Raw genomic sequence first — 13,314 nt, 5'->3', positions numbered from 1 at the left:
ACATCGGGAGACTTTTTAATAAAAAACCACAATTAAATGGATATTTTTGAAAGAATCAAGCAAAATCCAGGTCCATTAGGGCAATTTGCCGATTATGGAGAAGGTTACTTTATTTTCCCAAGACTAGAAGGACCTATCGGTCCAAGAATGCAGTTTCAGGGAAAAGAGGTTATCTTTTGGAGTGCTAATGATTATTTAGGATTATGTAATCATCCGGAAGTAAAAGAAGCTGATGCAAAAGCTGCTGCAGAGTATGGAATGTTCTATCCTATGGGCGCAAGAGCAATGTCCGGAGAAACTGACCAGCACCTTCAGCTGGAAAAAGAACTCGCTGAATTCGTTCAAAAAGAAAGCGCATATCTATTGAATTTCGGATATCAGGGAATGGTTTCTACTATAGATGCCCTGGTAAACAGAAATGATGTTATTGTATATGATATGGATTCTCATGCTTGTATTGTAGACGGTGTAAGACTACATTCTGGTAAGAGATTTACATACAAGCACAATGATATGGAAAGTCTTGAAAAAAATCTTCAAAGAGCGACTAAAGTAGCACAGGAAAATAATGGTGGTATTTTAGTAATTACTGAGGGGGTTTTTGGTATGAGGGGACAGCAGGGAAAAATTAAAGAGATCTGCGAATTAAAATCCAAATACAACTTCCGCCTATTAGTAGATGATGCTCATGGTTTTGGTACTTTAGGTAAAACTGGGGCTGGAGCAGGTGAAGAACAGGGATGTCAGGATCAGATTGATGTATACTTCTCTACTTTTGCTAAGTCTATGGCTGGTTTTGGTGCATTTTTAGCAGGAGATAAAGAAATTATCCGTTATCTGAAGTTTAATCTTCGTTCGCAGATCTTTGCGAAGTCTCTTACAATGCCTATGGTAATTGGAGGATTAAAAAGATTGGAACTACTGAGAACCAGACCGGAAATAAAGGCTAAGCTTTGGGAAAATGTAAATAAATTACAAAAAGGATTAAAAGACAGAGGCTTTAACATAGGTGATACCAATACATGTGTAACTCCTGTTATGATGCAGGGAACTCCTGTAGAGGCTACCTTATTGGTTAAAGATCTTAGAGAGAACTACCGTATATTTACTTCTGTTGTTGTATATCCGGTAATTCCTAAAGGAATGATCCTTTTAAGACTTATTCCTACCGCTTCTCATACAGATGCTGAAATCAATGAAACACTTGCTGCTTTTGAAGCTATCCACGACAAATTGGTTAGCGGATACTATAAAGAGCAGGAGCAGAAGCTTTTACAAGAACAAGGACTAAGTTTCAAGCCTATTTAATAGTAAGCTATAATTCAATATAAAAAGCTGAAAGTATACTTTCAGCTTTTTTCATGCCTTAAAACTATTATTATTTCGATGAAAAATGCTATTATTGCAGTATATATCTCAATGATGAGAAAAGTTACCTATATAGCTTTTTCATTTATCTTATGTACAACTTTCACTGCCTGTAAGACAGCCCCTCAGGAAGCTGATTTCCTGAGAAACAATGTGGTGCACGGCATTAATGACCAGATCATTACCGGAAAGTTTGTAGCTAAAAACGACCTTAATATTCAGCATGAGATCAATATCACTAAACTGAACAGATCTAAGAATTATGAGGTTAATTTTGCGGCGTACGACAAAAATGGAATTGCTTATTACTCAGTAACTTCCAAAGGGACCTATAATGGATATGTGCTTGTTGTTCCGTTTGAATATGAGCATCAGAAAGATGATCTGTATTTAAACTTCAACGGAGAAAAAATGAAGATTAATTATGATACTGACGTAAAAAGTATTATTTCTAATCTCGGAATCAAAGGAAATCATTTACCTAAGGTTTACACACATATTCTTACAGCTGTACCCGGAAATGGAAAGAAACCGGAACTATTTTTCTTGAAAAACTTTGAAAATGAGTATCCAAAAGAAGCCGGATTTTTTAATCACCCAATTATAAAAAACAGATTAGAAAAATTATTAAAAGATGCTTATCCTGACTTCATAAAAAATTTCAGAGAAGAGACTCCAATCGTCCAAGCAGAGCCGGGTGTGTACAAAACGTCAGGATGCTCGGATCGAAAATGCCTTGATAATCAATCATTTATCGAATTAAATGTATTACATAACAAAATAAATGTTAAAATTTTTAACAAAAAAAAGAAAATAGAGTACAAAGAACCCTGAAAAAATGTTAAAATTTCTTAAAAATTTGAGACCGGAGACTTGAAAAACTACCTTCGCACTCAAATTTAATATTTATGAAACATTTTATTAATATTAAAGTAGTCGTCATAAGTTTAGTATTAACTTTCATTTCATTCAATGCCAAAGCGCAGAATTCTTACATCAAAGAGAATAAAGACATGGCAGCGACACTTTCAAAAGAATATGGTATACCCAGTTCGATTATTTTAGCAGTAGCCTTCGTAGAATCGGGAGGTGGAACAAGTAAAAACAGTAAAGCTTTAAATAACCACTTCGGTATTGTAGGCAAAAACACAGTCAACAGTTCTAAGTACAAAAGCTTCAATTCAGTAAAAGAAAGTTACAGAGCATTCTGTGATCTTCTTTCCAGAAAAAAATACTACTCCCAACTAAAAGGGACAGACAATCACAACGCTTGGGTCAAAGCGATCGCATCCGCAGGATACTCCACTCAACCAGAAACCTGGAAACAACGGATCAACTCAATCATCAACAAATTCGGACTTTCAGACTAATATGTCTCTGTTTTGTGTAAAATTATTTTTATATTTGGCATCTGTTTGCTAGATACTATTTAATAATTTAAAACACATTCTTTGAAAAATCAAAATAAAAGAGTACTCGCGTTAGTCTCTGCATGTTTTTTCATTTATCTACTAGTTTCCATAATTTTCAAGGTTTTCAGCCTTAGCTGGGAACCATTTGACCGCATTAATTTAATTGCTGATGTTTTCCCTAATAAGGAAAAGCAAAAAGCTGATTCTTTAGCTTCACAGCCAAAAATAAATGTAAAGGAAACTACAGAGCAGGATTTTGATCTTTACAAAAAACCTGAATTCATCACCAATTTTAATAAGGGTGAGCATAGTTCGCTTCCTAAATTCATGGAGAAGCTGAACAGGCTGAAAAAGGGTGAAAATGTAAAAATCCGAATTGCTTATTTTGGAGATAGTATGATCGAAGGTGACTTACTTACCCAGACATTACGTAAACTATTACAACAGGAATACGGAGGTTATGGTGTAGGTTATCTTCCTATTTCTTCTAATGTGGCAGGGTTCAGACAAACTGCAACCACTTCTGCATCCGGATGGAATGATACCAGCTTTAAGACCAAAGGAGCTACCAATATGTACCTCTCCGGGCATTATTTTACCGGAGATGGTTCTGGTTCTTATACCGATAATACTATTAAAAATGATTCTTTAGCTACACCTATTACCAAATCTGTTATTTACGGAAGAGGAGGCGGAAGTGTATCTGTAAATGGTACAGAGCTTAGCCTTGGCGGAAACGCAAGTGTAAATAAAGAATCTATTACCGATTCTTCCCACCAGATAAAACTAAAAGGTAATGCAGGATCTACACCTATATATGGTGTAAGTTTCGAAAGCCAGAAAGGTATCTTTGTAGATAACTTCTCTTTCAGAGGTATTACCGGTGTGGAACTGAACAAACTGGATGAAGACTTTATTAAAGCTATCCAGGAAAATAATCACTACGACCTTATTGTACTTCAGTACGGGGTGAATCTTCTTTTCCGTCCTAACGATACTGATTATAGCTACTATGCTAAATTAATGAAGCCGGTTCTGGCTAAATTAAAAAATGGTTTTTCCGATGCCGATTTCCTTGTCGTAAGTTCTGCGGACAGAGCTTTCCGATATGATGGTGCTTATAAAACAGCAAAAGGATTGCCTAACCTATTGGAGACACAGGCTCAATTAGCTATTGAAAACGGATTTACATTCTACAATCAGTTTGAATCTATGGGTGGGACCAACTCTATTGTAAAATGGGCAAATGAAACTCCTCCACTGGCTAATAAAGATTATGTCCATCCGAATGGTAAAGGAGCTGATATACTGGCAGAAAAAATCTACCATGCTATCCAGAATGATTATAAAAAGTATTTAAAGAAAAAATAAGCACTACAAATGTTTGAGAAATTACTGGCTGATTTCGATTTAGGAGCCTTCCTTCATCAGTTTTTATATGACAAAGAGAATCCTTTGCTTTTTAATAATGGATTTTTCGTTTATTTCTTCTTTTTATTTATTGTTCTGTTTTATTTTCTTAGAAAATATCCTAAGCCCAGAAGATATATGTTTTGTTTCTTCTCGCTTTACTTTTTCTATAAAGCGAGTGGAGCCTTTGTATTACTGGTAATACTGTCTGCTATTGTAGACTTTGTTCTCTCTAATGCTATATACAAAACACCGGATAAGAAGAAAAAGACCATATTACTTATCTGTAGTATAGTCTTCAACCTTGGAATGCTTTTCTATTTTAAGTATACCAATTTCTTTATTAATGTATCCAACGAATTATTCCATACAGGATTCAACCCCCTGAATATTTTATTACCTGTAGGGATCTCTTTTTATACTTTCGAAAACCTTAGTTATACATTGGATGTATACCGTGGCGAGTTTAAACCTGCTACGAAGTTTTCAGATTATTTATTATTCCTATCCTTCTTCCCAAAACTTGTGATGGGGCCAATTGTACGGGCGCATGACTTTGTACCGCAGATTAACCAATCTTATGTTATATCGGAAAGGGACTTTGCAAAAGGATTTTACCTCATTATTTCAGGTCTGATAAAAAAACTTGTCATATCGGATTATATTACGCTTAACCTGGTTAATTATATATTCGATAATCCATCCTTGCATGCCGGTGTAGAAAACCTTTTTGCAGTATACGGCTATGCGATGGTTATTTACTGTGACTTTAGTGGTTATAGTGATGTTGCAATAGGTGTTGCATTGTGGTTAGGCTTTAAAATACCGACAAACTTCCTTTCTCCTTATCAGAGTAAGAGTATTACCGAATTCTGGAGAAGATGGCATATTTCCCTGTCTTCATGGCTGAGAGATTATTTGTATATCCCGCTAGGAGGTAACAGAAATGCAACTGTAGGTTCTTATATCTTTGTTGTATTATTCCTGGCAGGTACTTTCCTGATGTCTGTTAATCTGTTCCATCTATCCTATATGTGGGCCGGCGGGGTTTCAGCTATGTTATTGTTAATCTTTGTTCTTCCACCGTTGATTAATAAAAATCCAAAAGGTATTGCTGCCAATTTCAACTTACTGACAACAATGTTACTAGGTGGTTTCTGGCATGGTGCCAGCTGGAACTTTATTATCTGGGGTGCGATGCATGGTGTGTCATTAGGTATTCATAAAATATGGATGATGCTTACCGGAAAGGCTTTTGCAGGATTTAATAATTCTAAATGGTATAACGCCATTATGGTTGTTATAACCTTCCACTTTGTCTGTTTCTGCTGGATCTTCTTTAAAGCTGAAAATTTCGACATTGCAATGTCTATGATCCATCAGATCTTCTATAACTTCGATGCCGGAGTTTGGGGCCCTTTCTACGACAATTATAAGGAAGTATTATGGATGATAGCTCTGGCAATGTGTATCCATTTTATACCAGATGGTTATGCAGATAAAGTAATAGATAAAGTTGGTAAAGTATCTTTGGCATACTATATTCTCATCTTCTTTGCTTTCCTTATACTATATGGTTACTTTAAGTCATCTGAACAGGTATTACCAATTTATCTGCAGTTCTAAAATATTTAATGACAATGAAGCAAATACTAAAATTTATATTTTTAATTTTTATTCTTGCTTTTAAACAAATAGATGCTCAAGAGAGTGAAAAACTTTATGGTACATGGATTTCAAAAAATAATGATGTTCTAACTATTAAAGGAGAACATTATAATTTTAATGTAATGAGTACCATAAGTAAGGAAAGTCAATTAAAAATAAAAATTCAAAAAGACACTCTACGCTTTTATTCAGTATATACTAGTTCTAGAGAAGACTACAAAGTAGAGCATTTAGAAAAGCATGATTTCAAAATTGAAAATGTAGATAAAGCATTTTTAATTTTAAAGCCCTTGGATTCTTTATCCCAAAAATTCTTTAATACAAAGGAATCTATAAAGTTTGTAAAACAAGAATATAATATTGACAAATCCATAAGCTTTGAAAAAGTTATTTTTCATTCTACCAGATGTTATGGTACTTGCCCTATAATAGCTTTAGAAATCGATAAAGACAGAAATATCTATTTAGATATAAAACATTATTCTGACTCTTCAAAAAATGGACAGTTTGAAGGAAAACTAACCCAAAAAGAATATAATAACTTATTAAAAATATTGGAAACGTCTAATATAAGATCTTGGGAATTTCCAGATATCTTGGGAGCAGATGCTCCTATACGAACTATTATATTATACTATAATGGTATTCGAAAGTATTTCAAATCAATGTTTCCTCCTACTGTTTCATACGAATTAATAGGCTTTTTAAGAAATATAACAGATAGTGCTCAGCTTACAAAAACCAATGTTAAAAGAAAATTAGAGGAATAGCTGTATATATTTATAGTTCTAATTGATTAATTGTTTTTCACTAAATTCGCAGTCTAAAAAAATAAAAATATGGGCGTAGCAGATTTATTATCGAAAAAGAAGAAAGCTTTAGCTGAGAAGAATCTAAAAGAAGGTCAGGAATTTCAGGCTGAATTTGGAGCAAAAGAAGGTGTTGTAACCTTGGAAAGTGGCCTTCAGTATGAAATATTAGAAGCTTCTGAAGGAAAAAAGCCTGGTGTTAAAGATTCTGTTATTTGCCATTATCATGGTACAACGATCACTGGTCAGGTTTTCGACAGTTCTGTAGAAAGAAGAAAGCCAGCTACGTTTCCTTTAAACAGAGTTATTGAAGGATGGACTGAGGCTTTACAGCTAATGTCTACAGGCAGCAAATGGAAATTGGTTATTCCGCCACATTTAGCATACGGAAACGAGCAAATTTCAAAAGAAATAGGACCTAACAGTACTTTGATTTTCGAAGTAGAGCTTTTAGGAATTAAATAAAGTACGAAGTCAGAAATTAGAAGTACGAAATTTTCACTTCTAAATTTAAAATATAAAAACAGCCTGTTTCAAAATGAAACAGGCTGTTTTTATATTTATAGATCGTACTTCGTAATTCTAAATTCTAACTTATTTTAAGGCTTCATTCAGCGCCTTCCAGATCATTTCTGCTTGTTGGGTATATCCAGGCTTCAGAAAATGAACCCCATCTCCATTGGCTTCTTTTCTGGCTAAAGACCTAACAAAGTAACCTCTTCCCCCTGTAGCATCGTACATACTCAGAAAAGCGGTATTATTCTGAGTGCTTATTTCTTTTATCCATGAAACAATTTCTTGTATACGATCCCCTTTTAGTTTATTATCTGTAGGAGAGATCAAAAGAATGGGTAATGCAGGATTATCTTTTCTGAAAGCTTGTATCAGATCTTGTGCACTCTTTTGGAATTCTTCTTTTGTAACAGTACTCAAAGATTCATTTGTTCCCAGCGAAATCATAACCACATCCGGATTTACCTGCTTCAGCTCTTCCAGCTGCAGCGGATATTTTAAAAAGTCAGCATAAGTAGCTCCATTCACCCCTACACTATTGAAAATAATACCTGAAGCAGCATTTTTTCGAAGGAACTGAAAACCATATAAAATGTTTCCTTTAGAAGCATTTGTACGCATCAGAAAGTTCCTTGTTGCTTTTGGATAATTAAAAACAGTTTCTCCTTCCGTATACTTCCCTTGCCCTGCTATGGCCAATTTTTGTTCAAAATCGGGATTAAAATCAGGTTCTGTCTGTTCCGCTTTTATCACCTGTCCGGGCTGTGGGAATTTAATTCCATTTCCATTTAGCTGAGCTAACCTTGTAGTTGTTGTATTAAATTTTGCAGCCAGTTCCGGAAAAGTTTCTCCCTGCTGGACTGTATATGATACAATAGTCTTCCTTTTGCCAACATAAGAATTAAGAGGAGCACTGGTTTCATAAATAGTAAAACTCTCCCCTGCCATTTGCTTATCGTTTAGTATTCTTACTTCATCGAAAGCATCATTAGGATTATTAAAGCCTATTTCTATAAAAGAATCTTTATTGTTCCCCATAACAAACCCTAAGGCTCCCATCTGGTTGAAAACATCCTGATCATATACCAAACGGAATGTCTGCCATGCCTGATTAGAGACTGATGTAATATCTAATGGTCCGTTGGAATTGGCTACCGCATAAGGGAATACCAATCCTCTCCCAGCATAGCCATATTTTTCGGTAAATTTTTCTCTCAAAACTTCCGGAATCCATCCAGCCTGAATATGTGAATCTCCTAAAAATAAGATATTGGTAATTTTATTATTTTCTTTAAGTTTTTGTGCAAATCCAGAAAGTCCGGCAGGGTTTTCAATCTGCTGTGCAGATAAAGAAATACATGCCGCTAAAGAAATTACTTTTAAATATTGATGCATAATGTGTTCTCAAAATTTGAAGTCTTAAAGATAGGAACTATGACTGAAAAAACAGGAAAACTAATAAGAAATCATACATGCCCAAATACAATATCACTCATAAAAAAACTCGCAGGTTTTGAAAGCCTGCGAGTTTTATATACTCAAAATTATTTTCGTTTTATATATCTTAGAATCCGAACTGCATTCCAATCTTCACACCAAACTTACGTGCATCGGGTCTGTCCAGGTAGTTCCCTCTCCAGTTGAAATCTATTCGGAACATACGGAAGTTACCAAAACCAATATTTTCTATTCCGAAACCATACTCATAGTAAATATGATCTTTAGGAGCTGTATAGAAAATGTTGGATCTGTTCATAACCACATTATCATGCTTCAGACTACCCCATGCTCCTCTAAAGAAAGCCACTTCACGAAGTTTTAGCTTCTTCAGTAACGGAATTTTGTTGAAAATCCATCCATTAAAATGGTGCTCCCAGAATAATGTAGAGTAAGAATCTGTTACAAATTCATAGAAATTAAGCTGGGCAAAGGTATTTGGAATACTAAAGTAGGACTGGTTCCCCGGAAGAACATTCATTAAAGATAATGGTACAGATCCGAAGATGGTACCTGCTTCAAAGCTAACATCTGATCGTCCCATATTACCAATAAGAATTGGATGTCTGTATGAGAACTGTAATTTATCATAGTTGAAATCAGACTTGAAAAACCCGGGTATCCCTTTCGTATAACGTAAAGTAAATGTCGGAGATAATGTTTTTATCGTATTTCTGTCTACTCCATATTCTGCAAATCTGGCTCCCGGGCGGTAAGTTAATACCAACGATGCTCTGGCATCATTTACCTGACTTTTTTCTATACCGTTTCTATTAATATAGTTAATTCTAAATAGCTGCGGATCTGCGGCTGTAATTTCTCTGTAGCTTCCGTCCAGCGTAATCTGGAAATTACGAAAAGGCTCTATCGAAAAGTAGAGGTTATTTTCTACAACCTTACTCAGATAGACATTGCTTCCGGTACTCGCAATAGATGAAGATGCAAATGATCTTCTCATACCCACACTACTGTTGGTATCCCCTATTGCTTCTACACCCAATTGCTGGATATCATTTTTGAAGCCATAACCAATTGTAAAACGGTTGTTTTTATCAAACATATAGCGCCCGCCTATACCATATTTGAATTTATGATCTTTAAATCCATAAGCGCCGTAACCTTCCAGTCTCCACATATCATTACGAGTAAAGAAAGTTCTTAGTCCCAATCTTACACGTGGCCCTTCAACATCATTACGCCCGTATACGGAATAAAGATTACCTATATCGATCGCTTTGCCTACATTATAAAAACCAGAACCTAACATTTCCGCTACTTTTATTGCAGTCTTAAATTTAGGTACCTGCCATAATTTTTCGAGGTTATTATAGGTCACAGAATCCATTTTGGTTAATGGAACCTGGCGGTTAGCTTGCCAGAAAGCATCATCTTTCTTATAAACTTCAGGGTTTCCTATCTCAGCTTTTTTATCTACTTCAGCTGATATTTCAGGTTTATTAACTTCAAAGTTTGTATAAGAAATAGTACGATCTACATAAAGACCTTTGGAATTCGCTTTTTTATTCAATAAGGACATATCTATCATTATATGCGACTTCTCCGGTCTGAAAGACTTTTCATCGATAATATAATAGGTTAATTCAGCATTTACACCACGAACAAAGTTTACATCCATATTCTTTGCAGAATTCAACGATACTTTTTTAACGGCATAAGATGATTTCGCTATAAATATAACGCCTCTGAAAGCAAGTGCAGCTGTATTCTTAGGATAGTATTTTATCGTAAAACATGGCTCTCCATCTACAACATTATCCGGCATCAATTCGTACTCGTATATACTAAATCCGTCTGTAGAAAGCGGACTTGGAAAACCTTTATCGAAAAAGTTTAACGTATTGTCATAAATATTGAAGTCCTTATAAAGGTTCTGAATGGTCTGAACCATGAATTGATAATCTTCAAAACCTGAAGCTTTTTCAGCTACTAATACTTTTTTTTCAGATGAAGAAGGTTTGTTTCTCTTATAAAAGGTAGAAATTTGCTCGTTCATATAAATCGGTACATAAGCTTTTCCGGTAACGGCAGCTGTATCTACATTTTTGAACATGAACTCCATCCCTTTGAAAATCTTCTTCTGGGTAAAAGTACTGTCAAGATTATTCAGGGACGCTTCCAGCTTTTGGTATTCGTCATATTTATAATTATCATACGAATCAAAAGCATTTCTGTACTTGCGCTTCCATACTTCATTCAGAATTGCATAGGCAGGATTTTCTTTTTTATTCTTATACTTTTTCTTTCCACTGATTACAACACCTTCAATATTCTTCTGTTCTGTTTTCACAGATGATACCAGTGCAATATCCAGTATGGATGTTTTATGAAAATCAAAAGGTACATCCTGCAATAAAAAGTCTTTCTTTTCAACAGAGATCATACCGATACTGTCCTGAACGACAAGTTCAAAAAGTCCGTTACTGTCTGTTTTTGCAGTATTGTTTTGATTACTAAGCAAAGCTTCAGCAATAGGTTTTCTAGATTTGGTGTCCGTTATTTTACCTGTTAGTTTTAGCTGCCCGTTTACCTTCACAAGCATCACACAGGTTAACGAACAAAATAGTAGTTTTTTCATCATAAGATTTCACATCGTCAGAACCAGCATTCCTTTTATAAAATAATTTTGCAAATATATAAAAGAATACCCGTGTATATAGCCAAGGGCGTGCCATTTAACTATTTATAACAATAAAAAATCCCGAATCACTGCTGATCCGGGATTTTTTCATCCTTAAACAAGGGAATTAACATTCACAAAGAATAATTCCGTTGTCGTTATTAAACTCTATTACTCCGCTTTTGATTTTGTAAGCAAACTCACCTTTGTCAGCACTTACGGTCTCAAAATTCTTAGCATAGTTATCTGAAATTCCAGCTGAGAAAATTCTAACATCACCTTCCTTCAGTGCAGAAACAATTGATGCGTGATTTTTCATGATGTGGAAATCACCACTGATACCTGGTACCAGAACTGAATCTACTTGTCCTTCAAACACTACAGATTCCGGGGTTAATATTTTTATAATCATTTTTAATTGCTTTAGGCTACCAGCTAATAGCTATGGGCTATCAGCAATTAGCAATATTATTTGTTCTCAGCTAACATTTTCTCTCCGGCTTCGATAGCATCTTCGATAGAACCTTTAAGGTTGAAAGCTGCTTCCGGAAGGTGATCTAACTCACCATCGATAATCATGTTAAATCCTTTGATTGTATTTTTGATGTCTACTAATACACCTGGAATACCTGTAAACTGCTCAGCAACGTGGAAAGGCTGAGATAAGAATCTCTGTACTTTTCTTGCACGGTAAACTGATAATTTATCTTCTTCAGAAAGTTCTTCCATACCAAGGATAGCAATGATATCCTGAAGAGCTTTATATCTCTGAAGAATTTCTTTTACTCTCTGAGCACAGTTATAGTGTTCTTCACCGATAATTTCCGGAGCAAGGATTCTTGAAGTAGATGCCAATGGATCTACAGCCGGATAAATACCTAATGAAGCAATTTTTCTGTCCAATACAGTTGTTGCATCTAAGTGAGCAAATGTTGTAGCCGGAGCCGGGTCAGTTAAGTCATCCGCAGGTACGTAAACCGCCTGTACAGATGTAATAGATCCGTTTTTAGTTGAAGTAATTCTCTCCTGCATCGCACCCATCTCAGAAGCTAGAGTTGGTTGGTAACCTACCGCTGAAGGCATACGACCAAGAAGTGCAGATACCTCAGAACCAGCCTGTGTAAAACGGAAGATATTGTCTACGAAGAAAAGAACGTCTCTACCTTGTCCGCTTTCACCACCATCACGGTAGTATTCAGCTAAAGTAAGACCAGAAAGGGCTACACGTGCTCTTGCACCTGGTGGCTCGTTCATCTGTCCGAAAACGAAAGCAGCTTTAGATTCTTTCATCAACTCACTGTCAACTTTAGAAAGATCCCATCCACCGTTCTCCATAGAGTGCATGAACTCGTCACCATATTTAATAATACCAGACTCTAACATCTCTCGAAGAAGGTCATTCCCTTCTCTTGTTCTTTCACCTACTCCTGCGAATACAGAAAGACCACCGTGTCCTTTAGCGATGTTATTAATCAATTCCTGGATCAATACTGTTTTACCTACACCAGCACCACCGAACAAACCAATTTTACCACCTTTTGCATAAGGCTCGATAAGGTCGATTACTTTGATACCTGTATATAGTACTTCAGCAGAAGTTGATAACTGATCGAATTTAGGTGCTTCTCTGTGGATTGGCAAACCATTGTCTTTAGATAATTCCTGAAGTCCGTCGATAGCATCTCCTACCACGTTGAACAATCTACCATTTACTTCTTCACCAATAGGCATAGTAATTTGTCTTCCATGTCCTATTACAGATTGTCCTCTTTGAAGTCCGTCTGTTGCATCCATAGCGATACATCTCACTGTATCCTCACCGATGTGTTGTTCAACTTCTAAGATCAGACCTTTCTGGCCTTCTCTGACAACTTCAAGTGCGTCATAAATGTTTGGTAGTTCCTCTACTTCCTGAAATACCACGTCGATTACCGGTCCGATAATCTGTGCAATTTTTCCCTGAATTTGGTTTGCCATTTCTAATTTTTTTCTTGAGTGC

General features: G+C 35.6%; 11 protein-coding genes. 7 read left to right on the top strand and 4 right to left on the bottom strand.

From position 1 onward, the window contains the following. Positions 1-36 precede the first annotated feature (36 nt). From C8J95_RS10050 to C8J95_RS10020, 7 genes are all read left to right on the top strand, one after another. A complete protein-coding gene (locus C8J95_RS10050) occupies positions 37-1,308 on the top strand; it encodes an aminotransferase class I/II-fold pyridoxal phosphate-dependent enzyme (RefSeq protein WP_107808217.1) in 1,272 nt (423 codons plus the stop codon). Positions 1,309-1,386: 78 nt separating this feature from the next. Continuing rightward, positions 1,387-2,202, top strand: coding sequence for a hypothetical protein (locus tag C8J95_RS10045; protein ID WP_107808216.1), 816 nt, complete (start codon positions 1,387-1,389; stop codon positions 2,200-2,202). Between the two features lie 74 nt (positions 2,203-2,276). After that, complete coding sequence (locus C8J95_RS10040) at positions 2,277-2,738, top strand: glucosaminidase domain-containing protein (RefSeq protein WP_059322383.1); 462 nt, start codon at positions 2,277-2,279, stop codon at positions 2,736-2,738. An 81-nt stretch (positions 2,739-2,819) separates the two neighbouring features. Next, positions 2,820-4,151 (top strand): hypothetical protein, encoded by a 1,332-nt coding sequence (locus C8J95_RS10035; protein WP_059322384.1) that lies wholly within the window; start codon positions 2,820-2,822, stop codon positions 4,149-4,151. A gap of 9 nt (positions 4,152-4,160) precedes the next feature. Next, on the top strand, positions 4,161-5,816 hold the full coding sequence (locus C8J95_RS10030; protein ID WP_107808215.1) for an MBOAT family protein: 1,656 nt from the start codon (positions 4,161-4,163) through the stop codon (positions 5,814-5,816). 14 nt (positions 5,817-5,830) lie between these two features. Then, on the top strand, positions 5,831-6,628 hold the full coding sequence (locus tag C8J95_RS10025) for a DUF6438 domain-containing protein (RefSeq protein ID WP_146165451.1): 798 nt from the start codon (positions 5,831-5,833) through the stop codon (positions 6,626-6,628). A gap of 69 nt (positions 6,629-6,697) precedes the next feature. After that, positions 6,698-7,132, top strand: coding sequence for an FKBP-type peptidyl-prolyl cis-trans isomerase (locus C8J95_RS10020; protein ID WP_107808213.1), 435 nt, complete (start codon positions 6,698-6,700; stop codon positions 7,130-7,132). Positions 7,133-7,261: 129 nt separating this feature from the next. Here C8J95_RS10020 and C8J95_RS10015 read toward each other — a convergent pair whose 3' ends face one another. From C8J95_RS10015 to atpD, 4 genes are all read right to left on the bottom strand, one after another. Next, positions 7,262-8,575 (bottom strand): GDSL-type esterase/lipase family protein, encoded by a 1,314-nt coding sequence (locus C8J95_RS10015; protein ID WP_107808212.1) that lies wholly within the window; start codon positions 8,573-8,575, stop codon positions 7,262-7,264. A gap of 169 nt (positions 8,576-8,744) precedes the next feature. Further along, the gene (locus C8J95_RS10010; protein WP_255412772.1) at positions 8,745-11,273 is read right to left on the bottom strand and encodes a DUF5686 family protein; all 2,529 of its coding nucleotides are present in this window, start codon (positions 11,271-11,273) and stop codon (positions 8,745-8,747) included. A gap of 169 nt (positions 11,274-11,442) precedes the next feature. After that, positions 11,443-11,727: a F0F1 ATP synthase subunit epsilon gene (locus tag C8J95_RS10005; protein WP_009090662.1), complete on the bottom strand. Its 285-nt coding sequence runs from the start codon at positions 11,725-11,727 to the stop codon at positions 11,443-11,445. Positions 11,728-11,783: 56 nt separating this feature from the next. Then, positions 11,784-13,292: a F0F1 ATP synthase subunit beta gene (gene atpD, locus C8J95_RS10000; protein ID WP_009090660.1), complete on the bottom strand. Its 1,509-nt coding sequence runs from the start codon at positions 13,290-13,292 to the stop codon at positions 11,784-11,786. Positions 13,293-13,314 lie beyond the last annotated feature (22 nt).

The sequence above is a fragment of the Elizabethkingia sp. YR214 genome, from assembly GCF_003058195.1.
Classification (GTDB): Bacteria; Bacteroidota; Bacteroidia; order Flavobacteriales; family Weeksellaceae; genus Elizabethkingia.
The sequence above is the reverse complement of the archived record's forward strand: the minus strand, read 5'-3'. Positions and strand labels throughout refer to the sequence as shown.

Bases quoted from the DNA above. Each gene is read 5' to 3' on its own strand.
- C8J95_RS10050 (WP_107808217.1), top strand. From the start codon at position 37: ATGGATATTTTTGAAAGAATCAAGCAAAATCCAGGTCCATTAGGGCAA.
- C8J95_RS10045 (WP_107808216.1), top strand. From the start codon at position 1,387: ATGAAAAATGCTATTATTGCAGTATATATCTCAATGATGAGAAAAGTT.
- C8J95_RS10040 (WP_059322383.1), top strand. From the start codon at position 2,277: ATGAAACATTTTATTAATATTAAAGTAGTCGTCATAAGTTTAGTATTA.
- C8J95_RS10030 (WP_107808215.1), top strand. From the start codon at position 4,161: ATGTTTGAGAAATTACTGGCTGATTTCGATTTAGGAGCCTTCCTTCAT.
- C8J95_RS10025 (WP_146165451.1), top strand. From the start codon at position 5,831: ATGAAGCAAATACTAAAATTTATATTTTTAATTTTTATTCTTGCTTTT.
- C8J95_RS10020 (WP_107808213.1), top strand. From the start codon at position 6,698: ATGGGCGTAGCAGATTTATTATCGAAAAAGAAGAAAGCTTTAGCTGAG.
- C8J95_RS10015 (WP_107808212.1), bottom strand. From the start codon at position 8,575: ATGCATCAATATTTAAAAGTAATTTCTTTAGCGGCATGTATTTCTTTA.
- C8J95_RS10010 (WP_255412772.1), bottom strand. From the start codon at position 11,273: ATGAAAAAACTACTATTTTGTTCGTTAACCTGTGTGATGCTTGTGAAG.
- C8J95_RS10005 (WP_009090662.1), bottom strand. From the start codon at position 11,727: ATGATTATAAAAATATTAACCCCGGAATCTGTAGTGTTTGAAGGACAA.
- atpD (WP_009090660.1), bottom strand. From the start codon at position 13,292: ATGGCAAACCAAATTCAGGGAAAAATTGCACAGATTATCGGACCGGTA.